Annotated in this window: 22 protein-coding genes and 1 pseudogene; 17 read left to right on the forward strand and 6 right to left on the reverse strand. The window is 61.5% G+C overall.

Going from position 1 to position 24,596, the window contains the following annotated elements:
• Positions 1–103 precede the first annotated feature (103 nt).
• The 7 genes from ASD07_RS02090 (at position 104) to ASD07_RS31565 (ending at position 7,968) form a co-directional block, all read left to right on the forward strand.
• Entirely contained in the window at positions 104–1,420 is a 1,317-nt protein-coding gene (locus tag ASD07_RS02090) for a dicarboxylate/amino acid:cation symporter (protein ID WP_055924415.1), read from the forward strand.
• Positions 1,421–1,583: 163 nt separating this feature from the next.
• Positions 1,584–1,976 (forward strand): type IV pilin protein, encoded by a 393-nt coding sequence (locus ASD07_RS31560; protein ID WP_200953741.1) that lies wholly within the window; start codon positions 1,584–1,586, stop codon positions 1,974–1,976.
• 4 nt (positions 1,977–1,980) lie between these two features.
• Positions 1,981–2,430 carry a GspH/FimT family pseudopilin gene (locus ASD07_RS02100; RefSeq protein ID WP_055924425.1) on the forward strand — a complete coding sequence of 150 codons (450 nt, stop codon included), beginning with the start codon at positions 1,981–1,983 and terminating at the stop codon, positions 2,428–2,430.
• Positions 2,424–2,987, forward strand: coding sequence for a prepilin-type N-terminal cleavage/methylation domain-containing protein (locus tag ASD07_RS02105; protein WP_082507059.1), 564 nt, complete (start codon positions 2,424–2,426; stop codon positions 2,985–2,987). The genes ASD07_RS02100 and ASD07_RS02105 overlap by 7 nt, the downstream gene beginning before the upstream one ends.
• An 11-nt stretch (positions 2,988–2,998) precedes the next feature.
• Positions 2,999–4,021 (forward strand): PilW family protein, encoded by a 1,023-nt coding sequence (locus ASD07_RS02110; RefSeq protein ID WP_055924431.1) that lies wholly within the window; start codon positions 2,999–3,001, stop codon positions 4,019–4,021.
• Positions 4,021–4,587 carry a hypothetical protein gene (locus ASD07_RS02115; protein ID WP_055924436.1) on the forward strand — a complete coding sequence of 189 codons (567 nt, stop codon included), beginning with the start codon at positions 4,021–4,023 and terminating at the stop codon, positions 4,585–4,587. The genes ASD07_RS02110 and ASD07_RS02115 overlap by 1 nt, the downstream gene beginning before the upstream one ends.
• A gap of 1,812 nt (positions 4,588–6,399) precedes the next feature.
• A complete protein-coding gene (locus ASD07_RS31565; RefSeq protein ID WP_229207046.1) occupies positions 6,400–7,968 on the forward strand; it encodes a pilus assembly protein in 1,569 nt (522 codons plus the stop codon).
• Here ASD07_RS31565 and ASD07_RS29875 read toward each other — a convergent pair.
• Together ASD07_RS29875 and ASD07_RS02130 are read right to left on the reverse strand one after the other, a co-directional pair.
• Positions 7,945–8,538: pseudogene (locus ASD07_RS29875) on the reverse strand (3-oxoacid CoA-transferase subunit B); the annotation flags it as partial. The gene ASD07_RS31565 and the pseudogene ASD07_RS29875 sit on opposite strands and share 24 nt — an antisense overlap.
• Positions 8,539–8,550: 12 nt before the next feature.
• Positions 8,551–9,249 (reverse strand): CoA transferase subunit A, encoded by a 699-nt coding sequence (locus ASD07_RS02130; protein ID WP_055924447.1) that lies wholly within the window; start codon positions 9,247–9,249, stop codon positions 8,551–8,553.
• Between the two features lie 82 nt (positions 9,250–9,331).
• On the opposite strand from ASD07_RS02130, the gene ASD07_RS02135 reads away from it, so the two are divergent.
• Entirely contained in the window at positions 9,332–9,877 is a 546-nt protein-coding gene (locus ASD07_RS02135; protein ID WP_055924450.1) for a PAS and helix-turn-helix domain-containing protein, read from the forward strand.
• A gap of 7 nt (positions 9,878–9,884) precedes the next feature.
• On the opposite strand, the gene ASD07_RS02140 is transcribed toward ASD07_RS02135, so the two are convergent.
• A complete protein-coding gene (locus tag ASD07_RS02140; RefSeq protein WP_055924453.1) occupies positions 9,885–10,661 on the reverse strand; it encodes an SDR family oxidoreductase in 777 nt (258 codons plus the stop codon).
• 211 nt (positions 10,662–10,872) lie between these two features.
• Here ASD07_RS02140 and ASD07_RS02145 point away from each other — a divergent pair, with 211 nt between their 5' ends.
• The 3 genes from ASD07_RS02145 to ASD07_RS02155 all read left to right on the forward strand — a co-directional run bounded on the left by ASD07_RS02145 (position 10,873) and on the right by ASD07_RS02155 (position 14,580).
• Positions 10,873–12,489 (forward strand): electron transfer flavoprotein-ubiquinone oxidoreductase, encoded by a 1,617-nt coding sequence (locus ASD07_RS02145; RefSeq protein ID WP_055925277.1) that lies wholly within the window; start codon positions 10,873–10,875, stop codon positions 12,487–12,489.
• A gap of 175 nt (positions 12,490–12,664) precedes the next feature.
• On the forward strand, positions 12,665–13,546 hold the full coding sequence (locus ASD07_RS02150; RefSeq protein WP_055924457.1) for a flagellin: 882 nt from the start codon (positions 12,665–12,667) through the stop codon (positions 13,544–13,546).
• Positions 13,547–13,620: 74 nt separating this feature from the next.
• Complete coding sequence (locus tag ASD07_RS02155) at positions 13,621–14,580, forward strand: hypothetical protein (protein ID WP_055924460.1); 960 nt, start codon at positions 13,621–13,623, stop codon at positions 14,578–14,580.
• Here the strand turns inward: ASD07_RS02155 and ASD07_RS02160 are convergent.
• Positions 14,510–15,478, reverse strand: coding sequence for a LysR family transcriptional regulator (locus ASD07_RS02160; RefSeq protein ID WP_055924463.1), 969 nt, complete (start codon positions 15,476–15,478; stop codon positions 14,510–14,512). The genes ASD07_RS02155 and ASD07_RS02160 overlap by 71 nt on opposite strands.
• 124 nt (positions 15,479–15,602) lie before the next feature.
• Here ASD07_RS02160 and gcl point away from each other — a divergent pair, with 124 nt between their 5' ends.
• The 5 genes from gcl to pyk are packed head-to-tail and all read left to right on the forward strand — an operon-like array spanning position 15,603 to position 21,764.
• Positions 15,603–17,345: a glyoxylate carboligase gene (gcl, locus tag ASD07_RS02165; RefSeq protein WP_055924466.1), complete on the forward strand. Its 1,743-nt coding sequence runs from the start codon at positions 15,603–15,605 to the stop codon at positions 17,343–17,345.
• A gap of 11 nt (positions 17,346–17,356) precedes the next feature.
• Positions 17,357–18,136, forward strand: coding sequence for a hydroxypyruvate isomerase (gene hyi, locus ASD07_RS02170; protein ID WP_055924469.1), 780 nt, complete (start codon positions 17,357–17,359; stop codon positions 18,134–18,136).
• Positions 18,137–18,153: 17 nt separating this feature from the next.
• The gene (glxR, locus tag ASD07_RS02175; RefSeq protein WP_055924472.1) at positions 18,154–19,041 is read left to right on the forward strand and encodes a 2-hydroxy-3-oxopropionate reductase; all 888 of its coding nucleotides are present in this window, start codon (positions 18,154–18,156) and stop codon (positions 19,039–19,041) included.
• Position 19,042: 1 nt separating this feature from the next.
• On the forward strand, positions 19,043–20,314 hold the full coding sequence (locus ASD07_RS02180) for a glycerate kinase (RefSeq protein ID WP_055924475.1): 1,272 nt from the start codon (positions 19,043–19,045) through the stop codon (positions 20,312–20,314).
• A gap of 28 nt (positions 20,315–20,342) precedes the next feature.
• Entirely contained in the window at positions 20,343–21,764 is a 1,422-nt protein-coding gene (gene pyk, locus ASD07_RS02185) for a pyruvate kinase (protein WP_055924478.1), read from the forward strand.
• A gap of 178 nt (positions 21,765–21,942) precedes the next feature.
• Here the strand turns inward: pyk and guaD are convergent, their stop codons facing one another.
• Together guaD and uraH are read right to left on the reverse strand one after the other, a co-directional pair.
• Positions 21,943–23,244: a guanine deaminase gene (gene guaD, locus ASD07_RS02190; RefSeq protein ID WP_055924481.1), complete on the reverse strand. Its 1,302-nt coding sequence runs from the start codon at positions 23,242–23,244 to the stop codon at positions 21,943–21,945.
• Positions 23,245–23,253: 9 nt separating this feature from the next.
• Positions 23,254–23,607, reverse strand: coding sequence for a hydroxyisourate hydrolase (gene uraH / locus ASD07_RS02195; RefSeq protein WP_055924484.1), 354 nt, complete (start codon positions 23,605–23,607; stop codon positions 23,254–23,256).
• A 129-nt stretch (positions 23,608–23,736) separates the two neighbouring features.
• Here uraH and ASD07_RS02200 point away from each other — a divergent pair, with 129 nt between their 5' ends.
• Entirely contained in the window at positions 23,737–24,558 is an 822-nt protein-coding gene (locus ASD07_RS02200) for a hypothetical protein (protein WP_055924487.1), read from the forward strand.
• The last annotated feature ends 38 nt before the right edge of the window (positions 24,559–24,596 follow it).

The raw sequence follows: 24,596 nt of genomic DNA on the forward strand, positions 1-24,596 counted from the left end.
CCCACCCCATTGTGGTTTTCCACAATGGGGATAGACACAATAGCGGCAAGACAAGCCGTTTGCCATGATGAGGATATTCGGAGACAAACGAGGCCCCCTCATCATGGAAAAGAAACCCTTCTATAAAGTACTGTACGTCCAGGTACTGTTCGCCATCTTCTGCGGCGTCATGCTCGGCATCTACCTGCCGGCCGACGCTGTAGCCATGAAACCGCTTGGCGACGGCTTCATCAAACTGATCAAAATGATCATTGCCCCGGTCATCTTCTGTACCGTGGTGAGCGGCATCGCCGGCATGCAGGACGTGAAGAAGATTGGCCGCGTCGGCGGCAAAGCCCTGCTCTACTTCGAAATCGTTTCCACCTTCGCACTGGTCATCGGCCTGGCCGTTGCCAACTTCATGCAGCCTGGCGCCGGCTTCAATGCCGACCCGCACACGCTGGACACCAAGTCGATCGCCCAGTACACGGAAAAGACCAAGGCGCTGACCACCACCGACTTCCTGCTGAATATCATCCCTAACACCGTGTTCGATGCCTTCGCCAAGGGCGACATCCTGCAGGTGCTGCTGGTTGCCGTGCTGTTCGGCTTCGCCCTGTCCCTGCTCGGCGAGCGCGGCCGCCCGGTACACAAGCTGATCGACGAGGTATCGCACGCCTTCTTCGGCATGGTCAACATCATCATGAAGGCCGCCCCGATCGGCGCCTTCGGCGCCATGGCCTTCACCATCGGCAAATACGGCATCGCTTCCCTGCTGCCGCTGGCCAAGCTGATGGGTTCGTTCTACCTGACCTGCCTGCTGTTCGTGTTCATCGTGCTGGGCCTGATCGCCAAGTACACCGGCTTCTCGATCGCGCGCTTCATCTCCTACATCAAGGAAGAACTGCTGATCGTGCTGGGTACCTCCTCCTCGGAAAGCGCCCTGCCTTCGCTGATGCGCAAGCTGGAAAAACTGGGCGCCTCCAAGCCAGTGGTTGGCCTGGTGGTACCGACCGGCTACTCCTTCAACCTGGACGGCACCAATATCTACATGACCATGGCCGCCCTGTTCGTCGCCCAGGCCACCAATACCGACCTGACGCTGTGGCAGCAACTGACCATCCTCGGCGTTGCCATGCTGACCTCGAAAGGCGCCTCCGGCATCACCGGCGCCGGCTTCATCACCCTGGCTGCCACCCTGGCCGTGGTGCCTAGCATCCCGGTGGCAGGCATGGCGCTGATCCTCGGCATCGACCGCTTCATGAGCGAATGCCGCGCCCTGACCAACTTCGTCGGCAACGGCGTGGCAACCCTGGTGGTCGCCAAATGGGAAGGCGAGCTGGACATGGACACCCTGAAGCGCGAACTGGCCAATCCAACCCCGCTGAATGCGCCAGCCCAGCCGGTTACCGCGGAAGCCCTGGCCGCCACTGCCGAATAAGCCCGCAACTCCCGTATCATCAAAACAGGCCCCATGCAATACTGCATGGGGCCTGTCTTTCTTTGTGGCGAGAATGTAACGAATAGTCACGGCGTGAATGTTGACATACGGAAACACGAGCCCTAGAATAAACTCACTAATAATGCATATAACGGAAGCCAGGATGAGACTCCCCAGCCACCGTGGATTTACCTTGATTGAAGTGATGGTCACCGTTGTAATCGTCGGTATCCTCGCTGCAATCGCGATCCCCAACTACACCCGCTACGTCATTCGCGGCAATCGCGCCGCTGCGCAGCAGCACCTGATCGACCTGGCGCAGCGCGAACAGCAATTCCTGGCCGATGCGCGCGTCTACAAAGATTCGGTCGCCGGCCTGAACATGCAGACGCCGCCAGCCGTGTCCAAGTGGTACACCATCACCATCCAGACCGACAGTGGTCCGCCGCCAAAGTTCACCATCACCGCCACGCCTGTCGCCGGCAGCGGCCAGGCCAGCGACGGCAACCTGAGCATCGACCAGGCTGGCGCCAAGCTGCCAGCCGATAAGTGGTGATGCCATGAAGCGCCAATCCGGCTTCGGCCTGACAGAGATGATGCTGGTGGTTGTCATTATCGGCATCTTGGCGTCCGTCGGCATGCCGGCGATGCAGGACTTTATCTCCAACCAGCGTTTAAAGAGTACCTCGAGCGACTTGTTCACCAGCATCCTGCGCGCGCGCAGCGAAGCCATCAAGCGCAACAAGGACGTGACGATCTCCCCTGCCGCCAACTGGAACACGGGCTGGACCATCCCAAGCCCGAATGCCGGCGAGCCGGTACTGGCCAGTTTTGCCACGCGCCAGGCGATCACCGTCACCGGTCCCGCAAGCGGCGTGACCTTCACCGCCGCCGGCCGCGTCAAGGGCACCAGCAGTCCGCAATTTTCGATTACTTCTTCCACGGGCAAGGCCAGCTGCATCAACATTGACCTCGGCGGCCGCCCGAACGTGAAACCCACATCATGCTAAGACCCCGCCAACACGGCATCTCATTGATTGAAGTGCTGGTCACGATCGTGATCCTGGCATTCGGCCTGCTGGGCATTGCCGTCTTCCAGGCCAAAGCCAGCGTCGGCTCGATCGAGTCTTACCAGCGGGCGCAGGCCGTCATCCTGCTGGACGACATGACCGCCCGCGTGCAAGGCAACCCGGTGAATGTCGCATCTTACGAATCCAGCAACATCGGCACCGGCGACACGCAGCCGGCCGACTGCAGCGCCCTCGGCGCCGGCGCACTGCGCGATGTTTGCGAGTGGAGCAATCTGCTGAAAGGTGCTGCGGAAATTGATAGCAGCACCAAGGTCGGCGCCATGATTGGCGCCCGCGGCTGCATCACCGTGCTGCAGGTCGCCGACCCCAGCGCCGGCGTTTGCCGGCCCGCCATTGTCCAGGTAGCCGTTACCTGGCAAGGCTTGCACGCCACCCAGGCTCCATCGCTGGGCTGCGGGCTCAATCAGTTCGGCGACGAGAGCTATCGCCGCCTGATTGCCGCCCAGGTCCTGATTCCTCAACTGAACTGCAAATGAGGAGCCCATCCATGCAGAATTATCGCCGTCGCGAGCAAGGCTTTACCATAGTCGAGCTGATGGTGGCCGTCGCCGTCGGTCTCCTGCTGCTCGCCGGCTTGTCGACCCTGTTCACGAGCAACAGTGCCGCGCAAATGGAAATCGAACGCGCCAACCGCCAGGTGGAGAATGGCCGCTATGCCATGCAGCTGATGACTGGCGACTTGCGCAACGCCGGCTATTACTCTGAATACGACCCGATCGAACTGACGGCGCCGGCCGCCCTTCCCGACCCGTGCGATCTCGACCTGACCAGTATGCGCGGCGCGATCGCCTACGCGGTACAAGGCTATGACAACAGCAATTCACTCGGCTGCCTGTCTGACGTCAAGGCCAATACCGATGCAGTGGTGGTGCGCCACACCCACACCTGTGTGGTCGGCGCTGCCGATTGCGAAGACGACACTGCCGGCGGCCCCTTCTTCCAGGCCTCGCAATGCGCCAACGACTATGAACTTGGCTCCAACGACAAGACCAAGCACTACCAGATCTCGGCGACAAACAGCGGCTTCAGCCTGCACAAGTTCAACTGCACCACAGCCTATAACAGCGGCAGCGTGGCCGAGGTACGCCGCCTGCTGACCCATATCTACTTTGTTGCCAACAACAGTGTCGCGGGCGATGGCATCCCGACCCTCAAGCGTGCCGAAGTGGTCAGCAAGAGCGGTGTCATGTCGGTCCAGATCGTGCCGCTGGCCGAAGGCATCGAAAATATGCAGCTGGAATACGGTCTTGACAGTAACGACGATGGCGTGGCCGACAGTTTCACCACCAAAGTCAACGATGCGCAGTGGGGCAACGTGGTGTCGGTCAAACTGCACCTGCTAGCACGCACCTTGAGCCCTTCCGTGGGACACACTGACAGCAAATCCTATGTACTCGGCTCGGACGAGAACGGCCAGCAGAATGTCGTCGGTGCCAGCAACGACAAGTACAAGCGCCACGTCTTCACCTCACTGATCGGCCTGCCTAACGTGGCCGGAAGGAAATCCTGATGAAACACCCTGCAATCCGTCAGCAAAGCGGCATGACCATGGTCGTAGCATTGGTCATGCTCGTGCTGATCACCTTGCTGGCCATGACGACTTTCAACCTGAGCAAGTCCAGCATCCAGGTGGTCAACAATATGCAAAACCGCGATGAAGGCATTGCCGCCAGCCGCAGCGTGCTCGACGAGGCGATGTCCAGCACCCGCTTCTTTGACACGCCAAACGATGCATTGAACCAGCCTTGCCTGAACAGTAACCATCGCTGCTTCGACCTCAATGGCGACGGCGTGGTCGATATTGTCACTGCCTTGAGCGCAGCGAAATGCGTCAAGGTGCGCACCATCAAGACCAACGAACTCGATTTCGGCGTCGAAGAAGACCGCGGCTGCAGCGTCGGTTCCAGCGCCGACAGCGGAATCGTCGGCGCCAACAAAGGTGATTCGATGTGCGCCGACTCGACCTGGGAGATGACGGCCACCAGCCAGGACCAGCAGGTTCAATCGGAAGTGCAGATGGTGCAGGGCGTCGCCATGCGCGTCTCCACCGACAACGTCGAAACCTCCTGCAAATAGTAGCCCGCTTATTTTTGAGAGCCAGCCATGCCAAAAAAGCTTATGATCGCCGCGGCCGCCAGCCTCGGCGCATGCGCCACCCTCCTGTCGTTCCCAGCTGGCGCTGACGACATCGATATTTTCACCGGTGCCTCCGCCGGTACCTCGATCAATCCACGCATCCTGATTGTGCTGGACAATACGTCCAACTGGTCGCGCCAGGCGCAGCAATGGCCGGGCGGACTGACCCAGGGCCAATCCGAGGTGCGCGCCATCAAGAACGCAATCGCCACCCTGGACTCCAAAGTCAATGTCGGCCTGTTCGAGTTCGTCACCGACGGCAACGCCAACGACAATGGCGGCTTCGTGCGTTTCCAGGTGCAGCCGATGAGTCCTTCGGCCAAGAACGCTTTCAACAACCGGCTCGACGCCATCGACAACGGCATCACCAGCCCGATCGAGAAGCGCAACTCGGGCACGATGTACGGCAACCTGCTGTATGACGTCTACAATTACCTCGGCGGCCGCCCCGGCTATTCCGCCGCGCAAGGCGTCACGCCAGGCTCGATTGCCGACCCGGACGGCTATGTCAGCCGCTGGGTGCCGTTCAAGTCTCCCCTGAGTGACGACGCCAGCTGCGCCAAGACCATCGTCATCTTCGTCACCAATCCGGACCAGAGCGGTCCGACCAAGGACGATTCCGCCAACACCACCCAGCTGCAGAGCCTGGGCGGCAATACCAGGCAACTCGGCCTGCCGAACTTCTCGACCGAGACCGTCCAGAGCGTTACCAATATCGGCCAGACCTCGGTCTGCTATTCGAGCCAGAGCGCTGCCGGTAACGAACTGAACATGGCGCCTTGGCCAACCACCTGCGGCAACTACACCGACGGCTGCAAGATCGGCTCGCCCCTGAACGACGGCAGCAAGATCTGCCCGGTCGGCACCGCATCATATGCAATCAATGGCGTCAACAGCAGCGTGACCAACGTGCCAACCGGCGGCGAAACCACCGATGCCAATCCGTGGAATGCCGACGAATGGGCGCGCTTCATGCACGACAAGGGCGTGCCGATCCCGGCCAGCACCTTGAAGTCCAAAGTAACGTTCTACACCATCGACGTGTACAACGCGCAGCAGAACATCGAGCACACCAAGCTGATGCTGAGCATGGCCCGGGCCGGCGGCGGCAAGTATTTTGCCGCCAAGAGCCAACAGGCCATCCTTGACGCACTGAACCAGATTATTGGCGAGGTCCTGGCCGTGAACTCGACCTTTGCGTCGACTTCGCTGCCGGTGAACGCCACCAACCGTTCGCAGAACCAGAACCAGGTCTTCATCGGCATGTTCCGTCCCGACCCGGACGCCAAGCCGCGCTGGTTCGGCAACCTGAAGCGCTACCAGTTGGTGCTGGACGGTTCCGAGGTCAAGCTGGGCGACGTCAACGGCAACCTGGCAGTGAATGACAACACCGGCTTCATCACCGACTGCGCGCAAAGCTACTGGACGGTCGAAAAGGGTGCGTACTGGGAAAAGCTCGGGCTCAACCCTGACCCTTCCAGCGGCTGCAAGGCCTTGCCGAGCGGTGTTTCGCCCTACTCCGATGCGCCGGACGGACCATCGGTTGAGAAAGGCGCAATGGCGCAGATGCTGCGCAATGGTAATGACCCTGGCACCACCGGCACCCCGAGCTACGCGGTCAACCGCACCCTGTACACCCGCACAGCCGGCGGCACTTCGCTGGTAGCCTTCAACACCACCAATAGCGGCCTGTCGGCCGACTTGGTCAACTTCATCAAAGGCGCGGACGTCACGTTAGAGCGCGGCGCGGATATGCCGACCACCACCACCCGCCCTTCGATCCACGGCGACGTGATCCACTCGCGCCCGCTGCCGCTGGCCTATGACGATAACAATGTCTTCGTGTTCTACGGCTCCAACGACGGTTTCTTCCGCGCCGTGGACGCCAGCAATGGCAAGGAACGCTGGGCCTTCGTCGCCCCTGAATTCTTCAGCCGCCTGTCGCGCCTGAAGGACCAGACGCCGCTGGTGAACTACCCGAACGTGGCCGGCCCCGGCGACGTGGCTGCAGTCGGCACCCCGAAGGACTACTTCTTCGACGGTTCCACCGGCGTGTACCAGAACCAGCCGATCGATGCCAGCGAAGCCAAGAAGATCTGGATCTACCCAACCATGCGCCGGGGCGGCCGCATGGTATACGGCCTGGACGTCAGCAGCATCGACAGTCCACGCCTGATGTGGTCGGTTGGTTGCCCTAACCTGGCCAACGACAGCAACTGCACCCCTGGCTTCGACGGCATCGGCCAGACCTGGTCGATGCCATCGGTGGCCTTCGTCAAGGGCTATTCCGCGACCCGCCCGCTCATCGTGATGGGCGGCGGCTACGACAACTGCGAAGATGCCAACACCGGCGCGCCAACCTGTGTTTCCGGCAAAGGCGGCTTCGTCTACATCATGGACGCGGAAACCGGCTCGCTGCTGGCCAGCTTCAAGACCAAGCGCAGCATCGTCGGCGACGTTTCGATGATCGATATCGACAACGATGGAACGGTCGACTATGCCTATGCGGCCGACCTGGGCGGCAACGTCTACCGCATTGACTTCATCGATACGCCGACCAATAAGGCGGCCCTGAACGCCAGCAGCTGGCGCATGTACCGCGTGGCCTACACCAACCAGGCCACCAGCCCGCGCAAATTCATGTTCGGCCCGGCACTGCTGTACAACAAGGGATTCGTCTACGTGACGCTGGGCAGCGGCGACCGCGAACACCCATTGTCCTGGCAATACCCGTACGAGTCGACATCCAACCGCTTCTACGTGGCGCTGGACGACTTGAGCAGCCGTCCAACGACTGACGAGGCCGGCCTGAACATGGACGCCAGCCTGACCAACAGCACTTCGCCAACCGACTGTAATTCGCCGAACGTGCTGCCGAACGGCAGCAGCCGTGGCTGGTTCATGGAATTGCAAAAGGGCGAGCAGGTCGTGACCTCCTCCCTGATCGCCGGCGGCACCGTGATGTTCAGCACCAACCGCCCGATCGTCGGCAACGCTTCCAGCTGCTCCACCGCTTTAGGTGAAGCGCGCGGCTACGTGGTCAACCTGTTCAATGCTTCAGGCACCATCGGCGCCGACGGCCTCTGCGGCGGCAGCCGCTCCTCGGTGTTTGCCGGCGGCGGCCTGCCGCCTTCGCCGGTGCTGGCGCGCGGCGTGCTGGTGCGCCCACCATCTGACCCAAGGAACCCGAACGCCCCCGATCGCCGTGTATCGGTGGTGATCGGCTCCGGCGGCCCGCCATCGGCGATCCAGTCGAAACGGATCAACCCGAACATCAGCTCGATCCGCAAACGTAAATACACCTACGTCAAAGGCCAATAAGTAAATGAAAGTCGGGGTCACTTCCATCACGCCGAGGTCGGTGATGATCATGTCCACCACGCCGACGCCAGTCAGCGGCAGGTCGCATTTCTTCAGCAGCTTGTGCGAGGTCGAGCCATCCTTGGCGGTGGCGACGTGCTCCATCAGCACCACCACTTTCTTGACGCCGGCCACCAGGTCCATCGCGCCGCCCATGCCCTTCACCATTTTGCCCGGGATCATCCAGTTGGCCAGGTCGCCCTTCTCCGACACCTGCATCGCGCCCAGGATCGCCAGGTTGATCTTGCCGCCGCGGATCATGGCGAACGAATCGGCCGAGCTGAAGTAAGCTGCGCCTGGCAGTGCGGTCACAGTCTGCTTGCCGGCGTTGATCAGGTCGGCATCCACCTCCGCTTCGGTCGGGAACGGGCCGATGCCCAGCAGGCCGTTTTCCGACTGCAGGGATACTTCGACATCTTGCGGTACATAGTTGGCCACCAGGGTCGGCAGGCCGATGCCCAGGTTGACATAAAAGCCGTCCTGCAGCTCTTTCGCCGCACGCGCGGCCATTTCATCACGAGTCCATGCCATGTTGTCTTCTCCTTAGTTGGCACGCACGGTGCGCTGTTCGATGCGTTTTTCCGGTGAGGCGTTGAGCACGATGCGGTGCACGTAGATGCCCGGCAGGTGCACGGCGTCCGGATCGATGGCGCCGACTTCCACGATCTCTTCGACTTCCACCACGCAGACCTTGCCGGCGGCAGCCACGTTCGGGTTGAAGTTGCGCGAGGTTTTGCGGAATACCAGGTTGCCCGACTTGTCGGCCTTCCAGGCCTTGACCAGGGACACGTCGGCCACCAGCGAGCGCTCCATCACGTACTGTTCGCCGTCGAATTCGCGAATCTCCTTGCCATCGGCGACGATGGTGCCGACGCCGGTCTTGGTGAAGAAGGCTGGAATGCCGGCGCCGCCGGCGCGCAGCTTTTCAGCCAGGGTGCCTTGCGGGGTGAATTCCAGTTCCAGTTCGCCGGCCAGGAACTGGCGCGCGAATTCCTTGTTCTCGCCCACGTAGGAGGAGATCATCTTCTTGATCTGGCGGGTTTCCAGCAACTGGCCCAGGCCAAAGCCGTCCACGCCGGCGTTGTTGGAGATCGCGGTCAGGCCGGTGGCGCCGCTATCGCGCAGGGCGGCGATCAGCGCTTCCGGGATGCCGCACAGGCCGAAACCGCCGACCGCAATGGTTTGGCCGTCGGCCACGATGCCGGCCAGGGCGGCCTTGGCATCCGGGTAAATCTTGTTCATTATGTCTCCTTGTTCAAATGGCCAGAAGGCGATTGAGGATAGAATACGCGCGCCGAAACTTCAATACCGTAGAAATACCGCAATGCCGATCAATTACGAATCCATCTTCAAATTCGCCCCGGTAGGCATGTGCGTATCGGACAACCGCGTGATCAGAACCAGCAACGATGCGCTGGCCGCCATGTTCGGCTACGGCGCCGGCGCACTGGATGGGCAATCGTTCCAGGTCTTGTACCCCACCCAGGATGAATACCTGCGCACCGGCGACCGCATCATCCCTATCATGAATGCCAAGGGGCGTTATTCGGATGAGCGCATTATGCGCCGCGCCAATGGGGAATTGTTCTGGTGCCACGTGACCGGGCGCGCGCTGGATGCGGCCCAGCCGCTGGGCGCGGGCATTTGGACGTTTGAAGATGTGTCGGAACAAAGGCCGGTGTCGGCGGCACTCACGCCGCGCGAGCGGGAAATTGCGGCGCTGCTGGTGGAAGGCAAGACCAGCAAGATGATCGCGCGGGATACGGGATTGTCGCCGCGAACTGTAGAGATGCACAGGGCCAGTTTGATGCGGAAGTTTGGGGCTGCCACAGCGACCGAGCTGGTGCACAAGCTGGCTGGGGCGCGCTGAAAACCGCTTAACCAGCCATCATCCCGTCATCGGCGGAGATGATGGCGCCGTTGATGAAGTGCGCTTCATCCCCCGCCAGCAGCAGCAGCAAGCCATCCAGGTCTTCCGGCTTGCCGGCCCGCTTGCGCGGCAGCATATCGATCAGGCGCTTGCCCTGGTCGCTGGCAAAATAGTCCTCATTGATCTCGGTCTCGATATAACCCGGGCAAATGGCGTTGGTGTTGATGCCATATTTGCCCCACTCCACCGCCATGGCCTTGGTCATCTGCACCACGCCTGCCTTGCTCATGCAGTAGACGCCGATCTGCGGCAGCACCCGCAGGCCAGCCACTGAAGCGATATTGATAATGCGGTGCTGCTTGCGCGGATCGCCCTTGGCGCGCGCAATCATGCGTTTGGCGGTTTCCTGCGCCACGAAGAAGGCGCCGCGCAGGTTGCAGTCCATGACAAAGTCATAATCTTCCGGCGAGACGTCAAGCAGACGTTGCGTCATAGACACACCGGAATTATTGACCAGGATGTCGATCGGCCCGGCCTCGGTTTCGGCGTGGGCGATGGCCGATTTGATGCTCGCATAGTCGGTCACGTCGAGCGTGACCACATGGGCGGCGCCACCGTCGGCTTCGATTTCTGCACGCAGTTCTTTCAGCCGTTCGCTGCGGCGCGAGGCCAGCACCACCTGGCATCCGGCCTTGGCCAGCACCTTGGCGAACCGGGCGCCAAGCCCGCTGGAGGCACCCGTGATCAGGGCGATTTTGCCCTCAAAATTTACTTCGATCCCCACCGGCTACTCCTTTTGATTCCGTTCCGCCATGATGACACAAAAAACCTCCTTATTAGATTGCCACGTCTAATATTAGCCCTCACAATGGCGCCACCGTTGCAATACCCGGGAAAAAAGAGCACACTCGTTCTATTTCCAGCATCGAATTTCCCTTCATTCTTACAAAAACACTATGAGCAACCTTGTAGAACAGTACGGCCCGCGCGAGGCAATGGAGTACGACGTTGTGATCGTTGGCGGCGGCCCTGCTGGCCTGGCGGCAGCGATCAAGATCAAACAGATGAACGCGGATACCTCCGTGGTCGTGCTGGAAAAAGGCGGCGAGCTCGGCGCCCATATCCTGTCCGGCGCCGTGATGGACCCGAAAGCCCTGACCGAACTGATCCCTGACTGGAAAGAGCTGGGCGCTCCGCTGAACACCGAAGTCACCGAAGACCGCGTGCTGTTCCTGACTGAAAGCAAGGCGTTCAAGACCCCGAACTTCATGCTGCCGAAGTGTTTCGAGAACCACGGCAATTACGTCATTTCGCTGGGCAACGTGGTGCGCTGGCTGGGCCAGCAGGCCGAAGCCCTTGGCGTGGAAATCTTCCCTGGCTTCACCGGCGCCGAAGTACTGTATAACGACGATGGTTCGGTTAAAGGCGTGGCGACCGGCAATATGGGCGTGAAGCGCGATGGCGAACCAGGCCCTGACTTCCAGCTGGGCATGGAATTGCACGGCAAGTACACCCTGTTCGCGGAAGGCGCGCGCGGCCACCTGGGCAAGCAGCTGATGGCCAAGTTCGACCTGAACAAGGGCAAGGATCCCCAGTCCTACGGCATCGGCATCAAGGAGCTGTGGGAAATCGATCCGTCCAGGCACAAGCCTGGCCTGGTGATCCACACCACTGGCTGGCCGCTGGACAGCAAGACTTACGGTGGCTCCTTCCTGTACCACCTGGAAAACAACCAGGTGATGGTCGGCTATGTGGTCGGCCTTGATTACGAGAACCCGTACCTGTCGCCATACGAAGAATTCCAGCGCTACAAGACCCACCCGGAAATCCGTACCTTCTTCGAAGGCGCCAAGCGTATTTCCTACGGCGCACGTGCAATCACCGCCGGCGGCCTGCAATCGCTGCCGAAGCTGGTATTCCCGGGCGGCGCCCTGATCGGCTGCGACGCCGGCTTCCTCAACATGAGCCGCATCAAGGGTTCTCATGCTGCGATCAAGTCCGGCATGCTGGCCGCTGAAGCGGTAGTGGCCGCGCTGGGCGCCGGCCGCTCGGCCGACGAGCTGGCCGCTTACCCGACCGCTTTCGAGCAATCCTGGCTGCATGAGGAACTGCACGTGGCGCGCAACGTCAAGCCATGGCTGAAGAAGGGCCTGTACCTGGGCTCGCTGATGACCGGCATCGACCAGATCGTATTCCGCGGCAAAGCGCCTTGGACCCTGCACCACTCGACCCCGGACCACGCCTGCCTGCGCCCGGCTTCGGAATTCGCCCCGATCACCTATCCCAAGCCGGATGGCAAGCTGACTTTCGACCGCCTGTCGTCGGTATTCATCTCGAATACCAACCACGCGGAAGACCAGCCTGTCCACCTGACGCTGAAAGACGATTCGGTGCCGGTGAATGTCAACCTTGCTAAATTTGCAGGTCCGGAATCGCGCTACTGCCCAGCCGGCGTATATGAATTCATCAAAACCGATGAAGGCCAGGACCGCCTGCAGATCAACGCGCAGAATTGCGTGCATTGCAAGACTTGCGATATCAAGGACCCGACCCAGAACATCGTCTGGGTCACACCAGAGGGCGGCGGCGGCCCGAACTATCCAAATATGTAAGGCATGACCACGGGAGCTTCGGCTCCCTTTTTTATTGCTAGTCTCGCACGAGCAAAATAAATCAAAAGAATTTCCACTCGGCATTTAATGCTCCCGGTCCCACGGTCGTCTTGTACTTCTGAGAGCGCAGAAAAAGATCCGCTGCTCGATTTGAACCAACCACCCAGGAGTTATCATGCTGAGCCTTCACACCAACGCAGCGGCCCTGTCCGCCCAAAACTCGATCACCCGCACTCAGAACACCCTGTCGACCTCGATGACCCGCCTGAGCACCGGCTTCCGCATCAACTCGGCAATGGACGACGCTGCCGGCCTGCAGATTGCAACCCGCCTGAAAGTGCAAACCAGCGGCATGAACGTCGCAATGCGCAACACCCAGAACTCGATCTCCCTGCTGCAAACCGCTGAAGGCGCGCTGGACGAAGTGACCTCGATCCTGAGCCGCATGAAAGACCTGGCAACCCAGGCAGCTGACGGTTCCTCGACCGCCAACGACAAGACCGCAATGCAGAGCGAGTTCAACTCCCTGACCAGCGAACTGTCGAACATCATGACCAACACCAAGTTCGGCGGCACCTCCCTGCTGACCAAGACCACCGGTAAGCTGGCCGTGGCTGCAGGTGTTGACTTCCAGATCGGTGCTGACTCCGCTGAGAAGCTGAACGCCAAGTTCGACACCAGCCTGACCGCCATCGACACCGCCCTGGAAGCCGTATCGGCCGACTACGACGGCGCAACCGGTGCCGCAGCCGGCGGTGCTACCACCGAACTGACCGCAGCCGCCAACGCAACCATCAACATCGTTGCTACCGCGATCGACAAAGTGTCGGCCCTGCGTTCCGACCTGGGTGCCGTGTCGAACCGCCTGGACCACGTCTACAACAACTTGGCCAACATCTCGACCAACACCAAGAACGCAACCGGCCGCATCATGGACGTCGACTTCGCTTCCGAATCGGCGAAGATGACCTCCTCGCAGATGCTGCTGCAAGCTGGCACCGCCATGCTGAAACAGTCGAACAGCCAGTCCTCCCTGGTCCTGTCCCTGCTGCAGTAATTTCGCGGGTGGCCTGAGAAAGCCAACCGTGCGCGGTTGGCTTTTTTTATATCGCCGTATTACTATCAGTTTGTATGGCAATCGATCGCGTCACTTCTTCCAATGCGAGCCTGAGCATCCATGACCGCCAGGTCCGGGAAAATCCCGGCCAGGTCAATGCCCAGCCGGTTCCGCCGGTGGCCCAGCCGCCGGGCGATGCGCCCGAGTTCGCGCTGCAAAGCGGCCTGCCCGCCTCCGTCGGCGCGCTGATCGAGGCGATGGAAGGTGCACAGCAAAACCAGCTGGTGCGCAGCAGTGCTGCCACTGCCGCCACCATCGGCGCGCTGCTGTCGCAGGAAGCGCTGTCGATGCAGCCCAACCAGTTATTCCCCCTGCGCCAGATGGTCTGGCACACCCCCGATAGCAATCTGCTGGCCGCGTCCTGGCAAGTCATGGTGCGCACCTATGGCGAGCAGCGCGCCGCGCTGCAGCAGCAGAACGAGGGCCGCCATGTCCCCTCCAGCCTGTTCATGGCCGACCCGCCACCGCCGGTGCTGCGCGATGGGCGCCCTTATCCGGGCCTGGTGTCGGAGCTGGATGCCTGGCGTTTCGCAGTCTACGCCTGGGGCGCGGAAAAGCTCACGCTGCGCGTCGTGGCGCGCGACCCCGGCCAGGACGAAGGGCCGCCGGAGCAGCGCCGCCGCAAGCCGCGCGTGGCCCTGCGCCTGGAAATGAACTTGCCCGACATCGGCAAAATAGTGGTGCAGATGGAGCCCAGTGAACTTGGGGTGGTGCTGGAAATCGGCGCCGCCAGCAATGAAGCCATGCAGCAGATGCGCGAGCTGTTGCCGCGCATCGCCACCATCATCGGTCATTGCGGCCTGCAGATCGTGCGTGCGCGCCTGATGCGCGAGCTGACGCCGGTCAACCATCTTGAGAACGATCCGTCGCGCACCCAAGTTGCGCTGCTGACTTCCGCCCTGTTCAAGGCGATGGCGGAAGTTGCCGTGTTCCTTTCGCAGCCGCGTTTGCCCGATCAAGCGCTGTCGGCCTAGTCCAATATCCCGGCTGCGCATACACCTCCTTCAGTTCGTCGATGAAGAAGCGTATCTTCGCCGGCAAATGCCTTTGCTGCAGGTAGACGGCCATGATGTCGTAATCGGGCAGCGCAAAATCATCGAGCACCGTAATCAGGCTGCCCTCCGCCAGTTGCGCCTGGATCTCCCAGGTTGAACGCCACGCCAGGCCCAGGCTCTCGCACGCCCAGCGGTGCAGCAACTCGCCGTCATTGCAATCCAGGTTCCCCTGCACCCTTACCGTGACAGGCTTGCCGCCCTGCTGGAAATACCAGCCGCGCTGCTGCCCGCCCTGCAGGTTGAAGGCCAGGCAGTTGTGCTGCGCCAGGTCGTCCAGCGTACGCGGGATGCCGTGGCGCTCGAAGTATTCCGGTGTGCCGCAGACAACACGGCGGTTCTTCGCCAGCCGCACTGCCACGAAACTCGGGTCGATAACGCCGCCAATGCGAATGCCCAGGTCATAACCTTCGCGCACCAGGTCGATCACCTGGTCGGTCAGGTTGAAGGACAGCTGCACGTCCGGATTGGCGGCCAAGAAGGCCGGCGCGTGCGGCGCAACATGCTGGCGCCCGAATGAGGCCGGCGCGGACACGATCAGGTGGCCCGTCGCCTTGTGCCGGCCTTCCGAAATATTGCGCTCGGCGATATCCATGTCAGAGAGCAGTTTGCGGCAATCCTCCAGGAACACATTGCCCTGCTCCGTGAGCGTCTGGTGGCGCGTGGTGCGGTGCATCAGTTTCACACCCAAACGTTTCTCCAACGCATCAATTCGCCGCCCAAGCATCACCGGCGTGATGTTCTGTTCCAGCGCGGCGCGCGCCAGGCTGCCCTTCTCGACCACGGCCACGAAGGCCTCGATTTGCTTGAGTTTGTCCATGGATCTGATTATTCCATACCTCGAGTATCGAATGAAACGATTTTTTGTCGTCTTATCAGGGGAACGGTTCGCCGATAGCATACAAAACATCAACAACACGCTTCATGCATATCAGGAGATCACCATGGCAAAAATGACGGCAGCTGAAGCAGCTGTCCATGTACTGCAGAAAGAAGGCATTTCGGTCGCGTTCGGCGTACCGGGCGCCGCCATCAATCCGCTGTACGCAGCACTGAAAAAAAACGGCAAGATCAAGCACATCCTGGGCCGCCACGTCGAGGGCGCCTCCCACATGGCTGAAGGCTACACCCGCGCCGCGCCGGGCAATATCGGCGTCTGCATCGGCACCTCCGGCCCCGCCGGCACCGACATGATCACCGGCCTGTATTCGGCGCAAGCGGACTCGATTCCTATCCTGTGCATTACCGGCCAGGCGCCGCGCGCCCGACTGCACAAGGAAGATTTCCAGGCCGTGGACATCGCCTCCATCGCCAAAACGGTCACCAAGATGGCGACCACCGTGCTGGAACCGGCCCAGGTGCCGCGCGTGTTCCAGCAAGCTTTCCACCTGATGCGCTCCGGCCGTCCGGGCCCGGTGCTGATCGACCTGCCGTTCGATGTGATGATGGCGCAGATCGAATTCGATCCCGAGACCTACACCCCGCTGGACGCCTTCAAACCGCGCGCCTCGCGCGCCCAGGTCGAGAAGGCGCTGGAGATGATGAACGACGCGGAGCACCCGCTGATCACCGCCGGCGGCGGCATCATCAACGCCAACGCTTCCGCGCTGCTGCAGGAGTTCGCCGAAATCGTCAACGTGCCGGTGATCCCGACCCTGATGGGCTGGGGTACCATCCCCGACGACCACCCGCTGATGGCGGGCATGGCCGGCCTGCAGACCAGCCACCGCTACGGCAACGCCACCGTGCTGGCCTCCGACTTCATCATCGGCATCGGCAATCGCTGGGCCAACCGCCACACCGGCTCCGTCGACGTGTTCACCGAAGGCCGTACCTTCGTGCACGTGGACATCGAGCCGACCCAGATCGGCCGCGTCTTCGGCCCCGACCTGGGCATCGTGTCCGACGCCGGCTATGCATTGGAACTGTTCGTCGAAGTGGCCAAGGAGTGGAAAGCCGCCGGCAGGCTGCGCGACCGCACCGGCTGGGTGGCCCAGTGCCAGCACCGCAAGCGCACCATGCTGCGCCGCACCGACTACGACAATGTACCGGTCAAGCCGCTGCGCGTGTACCAGGAAATGAACAAATACTTCGGCCGCAATACGCGCTACGTGTCGGCCATCGGCCTGTCGCAGATCGCCGCCGCGCAATTCCTGCATGTCTACCAGCCGCGCAACTGGATCAACTGCGGCCAGGCGGGCCCGCTGGGCTGGACCATCCCTGCTGCGCTGGGCGTGCGAGCCTCAGACCCGACCACCGATATCGTGGCCATTTCGGGCGACTACGACTTCCAGTTCCTGATCGAAGAACTGGCGGTGGGCGCGCAATTCAAGCTGCCTTACATCCACGTGCTGGTGAATAACTCCTACCTTGGCCTGATCCGCCAGTCGCAGCGCGGTTTCGACATGGACTTCTGCGTGCAGCTGTCCTTCGAGAACGTGAATGCGCCGGAACTGAACGGCTACGGCGTCGACCACGTCGCCGTAGTTGAGGGCCTGGGCTGCAAGGCGATCCGCGTGCACAAGCCGGACGACATTATCCCGGCCTTCGAGCAAGCCCGCGAGCTGATGGCCAAGTTCAGCGTCCCGGTGGTGGTGGAAGTGATCCTGGAGCGTGTGACCAATATCGCGATGGGGACCGAGATCAACGCCATCAACGAATTCAACGACATCATCGACGCCGCATAAGAGGAACTGCAATGCCAAAATTCGCCGCCAACCTGACCATGCTGTTCAACGAGCAGCCTTTCCTGGATCGCTTCGGCGCCGCCGCGCGCAACGGCTTCAAGGGCGTGGAGTTCCTGTTCCCTTATGAATTCGAACCGCAGCAAGTGCACGAGCAGCTGGAAAAGCACAAGCTGGACATGGTGCTGCACAACCTCCCTGCCGGTAATTGGGCCGGTGGCGAGCGCGGCATCGCCTGCCACCCGAACCGCATTCCCGAATTCGAGCAGGGTGTGGAAACTGCCCTCGCCTATGCCAGCGTGCTGGGCACCCAGCGCATCAATTGCCTGGCCGGCATCAAGCCGCAAGGCGTGGCCGATTCCGACGCCCGCGCCACCCTGGTCAGCAACCTGAAATTCGCAGCGACCGCGTTGAAAAAGGCCGGCATTCCGCTGCTGATCGAGCCAATCAACACTTTCGACATCCCTGGCTTCTTCCTGTCGGGTACCCGCCAGGGCCTGGAGCTGATCGAGTCGGTGGGTTCTGACAACCTGTTCCTGCAGTATGACATCTACCACATGCAGCGCATGGAGGGCGAACTGGCCAACACGATCAAGAACCACCTGTCCGTCATCAAGCACGTGCAGCTGGCCGACAACCCGGGCCGTTTCGAGCCCGGCAGCGGCGAGATCAATTACCGCTTCCTGCTCAACTTCCTCGACGAAGCCGGCTACGAAGGCTGGGTGGGCTGCGAATACAAGCCAAAGTCCGGCACCGAAGCAGGCCTTGGCTGGCGCGAAGAATTGACTGCTTAAACTAAAGGAGACACATTATGCAAAAACTCGGATTCATTGGCCTCGGCATCATGGGCGGCCCTATGGCAGGACACCTGCAGGCAGCCGGCCACAAACTGTACCTGCACGACGTGAAGAACCCGCCTGCCAACCTGGTTGAAGCTGGCGCCACCGTCTGCACCTCGGCGATGGAAGCGGCAAAGCGTGCCGACATCATCTTCCTGATGGTGCCCGATACGCCGCAGGTGGAAGAGGTACTGTTCTCTGAAGACGGCATTGCCGCGGGACTGAGCGCCGGCAAGATCGTGGTCGACATGAGCTCCATCTCGCCGATCGCCACCAAGGAATTCGCCAGGAAGATCAACAAGAAGAGCTGCGCTTACCTGGACGCTCCGGTGTCCGGCGGTGAAGTGGGCGCCAAAGCGGCCTCGCTGACCATCATGGTCGGCGGCCCGCAGGAAGCCTTCGACACCGTCAAGCCGCTGTTCGACCTGATGGGCAAGAACATCACCCTGGTTGGCGGCAACGGCGATGGCCAGACCACCAAGGTCGCCAACCAGATCATCGTGGCGCTGAACATCCAGGCCGTGGCCGAAGCGCTGCTGTTTGCCTCCAAAGCCGGCGCCGATCCTGCGAAGGTGCGTGAAGCCCTGATGGGCGGTTTCGCTTCCTCGCGCATCCTCGAAGTGCACGGAGAGCGCATGGTCAAGCGCACCTTCAATCCGGGCTTCCGCATCTCACTGCACCAGAAGGATTTGAACCTGGCCCTGCAAGGCGCCAAGGCGCTGGGCGTATCGCTGCCAAACACCTCGGCCACGCAGGAACTGATGAACGCCTGCGCCGCCAACGGTTTGTCCGGTCTCGATCACTCCGCGCTGTGCCAGGCCATCGAACTGATGTCCAACCACCGCATTTCGCAGGCCTGATATGACGTCCGCACCAGCCCCACGCGAGCTCCTGCTCGACCTGTATCACGCAGCAATTGCTGCGGTCCACCCGCGCAACCTGGTGCAGGACTACCTGCCGCCGCCGCCCGCCAATGGCAGGACCCTGGTGGTCGGCGCCGGCAAGGGTGCGGCAGCCATGGCGCAAGCGGTGGAACGTAGCTGGCAAGGCCCGTTGTCCGGGCTGGTGGTCACCCGCTATGGCCATGGTGCGGACACGCAGCATATCGAAGTGGTGGAAGCATCCCATCCCGTGCCGGATGACGCGGGCCAGAAAGCCGCTGCCCGCATGTTGGAAATGGTGCAGGGCCTGAGCGAGAATGACCTGGTCCTGTGCCTGATTTCCGGCGGCGGCTCGGCCTTGCTGGCGCTGCCGGCAGAAGGCATCTCGCTGGCCGAGAAGCAGGCCCTGAACAAGGCGCTTTTGAAAAGCGGCGCCACCATCGGCGAAATGAACTGTGTGCGCAAGCATCTTTCCGCCATCAAAGGCGGCCGCCTGGCACTGGCTTGCGGCAAGGCACGCGTCGTCACGCTGCTGGTCTCCGACGTGCCGGGCGACGATCCGCGCGTGATTGCCAGCGGCCCTACCCTGCCCGACGCCAGCACCAGCCAGGAAGCGTTGTCAATCCTGTGCAAGTACCGGATCGAGATTCCGAAAAGCGTGCTGGCGCACCTTCAATCGGATGCCAGCGAAACGCCGAAGCCAGGCGATACACGTTTCGACGGCCATAGCCACCACATCATCGCCACTGCGCAGCACGCGCTGGAGGCGGCGGCCGAGAAGGCCCGCGAAGCAGGCCTGGCACCATACATACTGTCCGACGGCATCGAGGGCGAAGCGCGCGACATAGGTTTGATGCACGCTGCCCTGGCGCGCCAGGTGCTGACGCGCGGCCAGCCCTTCCAGCGGCCATGCGTGATCCTGTCCGGCGGTGAAACCACGGTGACCGTGCACGGCAGCGGGCGCGGCGGCCGCAACGTGGAATTCCTGCTCAGCTTCGCGCTGGCCATGGAAAGCGCCTCCGGAGTGCATGCAATCGCCTGCGATACCGACGGCATCGACGGTTCCGAAGACAACGCAGGGGCCGTCTATGCGCCGGACTCGCTGGTACGCGCCGAAGCAAAGGGGGTCAGCGGCAAACACCTGCTGGCCAACAATGACGCCTACAGCTTCTTCAGCGCCCTGGACGACCTGGTGGTCAGCGGACCGACACGCACCAACGTGAACGACTTCCGCGCCATCCTGATTCTTTGAATTTTTGAGAATAGAGAGAGACACCGATATGCGTCGTGAACGCAAAGCAAAAATCGTAGCAACCCTCGGCCCTGCAAGCAGCGAATACGGCACCATCAAGGCGCTGTTCGAGGCAGGGGCCGACGTTTTCCGCTTCAACTTCAGCCACGGCAGCCATGCCGACCACCAGGCCCGCCACGCTATCGTGCGCGCCATCGAAAAGGAACTGGGCCGCCCGATCGCCATCCTGGCCGACCTGCAAGGCCCCAAACTGCGCATCGGCCAGTTCGACGGCGGCAAGGTGACGCTGGAAGCCGGTGCGGAGTTCCAGCTGGACCAGGCGCCGGCGCTGGGCAGCAACTCGCGCGTGCGCTTGCCGCACCCTGAGCTGTTCGCAGCCGTCAATGCCGGCCAATCGCTGCTGCTGGACGATGGCCGCATCCGGCTGGAAGTGCTGGCCAGCGATGCGGAGGTCATTCGCACCCGCGTGGTGAACGGCGGCGTGCTGTCCGACCGCAAGGGCGTCAACGTGCCCGATGCCGTGCTGCCCATCCCTGCACTGACTGCCAAGGACAAGGCTGACCTGGAGTTCGCGCTTGGCCTGGGCGTCGATTGGATCGCTCTGTCCTTCGTGCAGCTGCCGGAAGACGTGGTGCAGGCCAAGGAACTGGTGCAAGGCCGTGCCGGCGTGCTGTCCAAGCTGGAAAAGCCGGCAGCCCTGGACCGGCTGGAAGAGATTGTCAGCGTGTCCGATGCGATCATGGTGGCGCGCGGCGACCTCGGCGTCGAGCTGCCGCCGGAGCGCGTGCCCGGCGTACAGAAGCGCATCGTGCGCCTGTGCCGCAAACACGGCAAGCCGGTTGTCGTCGCCACCCAGATGCTGGAATCGATGGTCAGCGCACCGGTGCCGACCCGCGCCGAGGCTTCCGACGTCGCCAATGCCGTGTACGAAGGCGCCGACGCGGTCATGCTGTCGGCCGAATCTGCCAGCGGGGCCTATCCGGTGCAGGCGGTATCGATCATGGACCGCATCATCTCCGAAGTTGAGCGCGATCCGCTGTACCCGGCCATGATTGAGGCCCAGCACCAGGCGCCCCTGCCAAACAAGGGCGACGCCATCAGCGCCGCCATGCGCGACGCGGCGCGCATCATGGGTGCAAAAGCCATGGTGGCCTACACCACCTCCGGTCATAGCAGCCTGCGCACGGCACGCGAGCGTCCGATGGCGCCGATCGTCAGCATTACGCCCAAGCTGGAGACGGCGCGCCGCCTGGCATTGGCATGGGGCGTGCACAGCACCGTGAGCCAGGACGTGAACAGCGTGGATGAAATGGTGGCGGCGGCATGCCGGACCGCGCTGCGTGAAGGATTTGTGAAGGCTGGCGACCAGATCGCCATCGCAGCAGGAACGCCGTTTGGCCAGCCTGGCAGCACCAACCTGCTGCGCCTGGCCGAAATCTGGCCCCAATAAGCTTCAAAGTACAGACTTTCTCTTTTAACGCCGGTCCTCCAACCGGCGTCTTTTTTCGCTTTTGGGTCTGACCCTTGGGTCTGACCCAGGTTTACCGGGTTCCGATGTGCATACCCCCGGCAATGCAGGGTGACCCAAGGGTCCGACCCGATTCACTCACGTCAAGGGCTTCGTTCTGTCACTCACCGCGCTGATGTACTTGCACGCCGGCCGCATAGGTCGCCGCGATAGCGCGGTCATCGCCCAGCAAGGCCAGGGCAAACATCAGCTCATCGAGGCTGTCGCAGCGCGTGGTGCGGCGCTCCAGTAATGGCGTCGCCTTCGGATCGAGCACGATGAAATCCGCTTCGGCACCGGCCGTGAAATTGCCCACCTTGCCGTCCAGCTGCATGCTGCGCGCGCCGCCCAGCGTCGCCATGTAGAACATGCGCAGCGCCGGCAGATAGGTGCCGCCCATACGCGCGACTTTATAGGTCTCATTCATGGTCTGCAGCATGGAGAACGACGTGCCGCCGCCGACGTCGGTCGCCAGGGACAGTGCAACCTTATGCAGGTCCGCCGCCGCGAAATCGAACAGCCCGCTACCCAGGAACAGGTTGGAAGTGGCGCACATCGACACGGCAGCGCCGGTGGCAGCCATGCGTGCACGGTCTTCGTTGTCCAGCCAGATGCAGTGCGCGTACATGGAGCGCGGGCGCAGCAGGCCGTATTTATCGTACACGTCCAGGTAGCTGCGCGCTTCCGGGAACAAGGACTTCACCCACGCCACCTCGTCCGTATTTTCCGCCACGTGCGTCTGTACATAGGTGTCGGGATAGGCGCGCGCCAATTCACCGCACATATACATCTGCTCTTCGGTGGAAGTCGGTGCGAAGCGCGGCGTGAGGGCGTACATATTGCGGCCCTTGTTATGCCAGCGGTGAATCAGTTCCTCACTCTCACGCGCACCGGTTTCCGCCGTATCCTGCAGGAAGCCGGGACAATGGCGATCCATCATCACCTTACCCGCCGCCATGCGCAGGTTGCGCGCCTCTGCTGCATCGAAGAAGGCATCCACCGATTCCGGGTGCACGGTGCAGTACACCATTGCCGTGGTAGTACCGCAGCGCAGTAGTTCCCTGACGAAGAAGTCGGCTACTTCACCCGCATGCGCCTGATCATTGAACTGGCGCTCGGTGGGGAAAGTATAGGTATCGAGCCAAGGCAGCAGGCCAGGCGCCGGCGAGGCAATCATGTCCGTCTGAGGGTAGTGGATATGGGTGTCGATAAAGCCCGGCATGATGATCTTGCCGCGGTAATCGCGCACCTGCGTATCCGGCGGCAGCGTATCCTTCAGCAGCGCGTAATCGCCGGCCGCAAGCACGTGGCCGTCGTTAATCACCAGCAGGCCATCCTCATGCCACGCATGTGCGCCGGTGTGGAATGCCGGATCAGCCGTGAAATGAAGGATGCTGGCGCGAAAAGCTTTCAAAGTAGTCATGACGCCTTCCTAGCTGCCGCGGTATGTCGAATATGCCCAGGGCGACACCACGATTGGCACGTGGTAGTTCGCATCAGCGTCGGCAATGCCGAAAGCGATGACCACTTCATCGACAAAGCGCGGCTCCGGCAGCGCCACGCCTTGCGCAGCAAAGTAGTCGCCGGCAGCAAAAACCAGCTCGTATTTTCCCGCCACGACCTCGCCCCCAGTCAGCAAAGGCGCTTCACAGCGCCCGTCCTGGTTGGTGGTGTCGGTCTTCAACAACACTTTTGTGTTGCCCTCAACACGGAAAAGTTCAACTTTTACGCCCGCGCCAGGTTTGCCCTGCGTGATATCCAGGACGTGTGTACTCAGTTTGCCCATATGGTCTCCTCTTGTGAATGAAGAAAATCATATACGGCAGGCCATTGCGATATATACACGGTGGTGAATATCAACCATGACGTGCACGGACATAATCGGGACTCCATATCAAAAAATACAGGAGACACCATGCAGCAAGCATTACGCGTAGCGGCAGCCGGCACCATCGCTGTCCTGGCCCTCACAATGGGCACACAGCAAGCCAACGCCGCCGACTGGAGCGACACCTCCGTCGGCTATCGCTACGGCAGCAAGTTCGCAGAGCCGTACAACCCGAACGACATCAACAAGCAGATCCTGAACTGGACCTACGTCGACGGCTACAAATTCGGCGGCAACTACATGAATCTTGACTTCCTGCGTTCCGACGGCAAAGACAACAACGCGCACGAAGCCTACCTGTTGTACCGTCACACCCTGGACCTGGGCAAAGTAAGCGGCAGGGATTTCAAATTCGGCCCGGTACGCAGCATGGGCATCACGGCGGGCTTCGACTGGAATACCAAGAACGACGACAGCTACAACTCACGCAAGCGCATGATCGTGGCCGGCCCTACCCTGATGCTGGACGTGCCGGGTTTCCTGAATGTGAGCCTGCTCGGCATGTGGGAAAGCAACCAGCCGCTAGGCATCGCCAAGCGCTACAAATACGACACGCACGCCATGCTGAATGCCGCCTGGGGCATCCCGCTCGGTTCCGGTTTCAGCTTCGAGGGCTATGCCAACTGGATCGGCAGCAAAGGCGAGGATGAATTCGGCGGCCAGACTTCGCCGGAGGTGAACATCGACGCGCAGGTGATGTATGACCTGAGCGGCCACCTGGGCGCCAAGCCGAACACCTTCAAAGTCGGCCTGGAATACCAATACTGGCGCAACAAATTCGGTAATCCGCATAATATCCCCGGCAGCACGGCAAAAACGCCGATGATCCGCGCGGAATACCATTTTTAAATTCATGCAGGGGCGCGGCCGATAAGCCGCCCCTGACC

The organism is Duganella sp. Root336D2 (assembly GCF_001425005.1).
Taxonomy (GTDB): Bacteria; Pseudomonadota; Gammaproteobacteria; order Burkholderiales; family Burkholderiaceae_D; genus Rugamonas.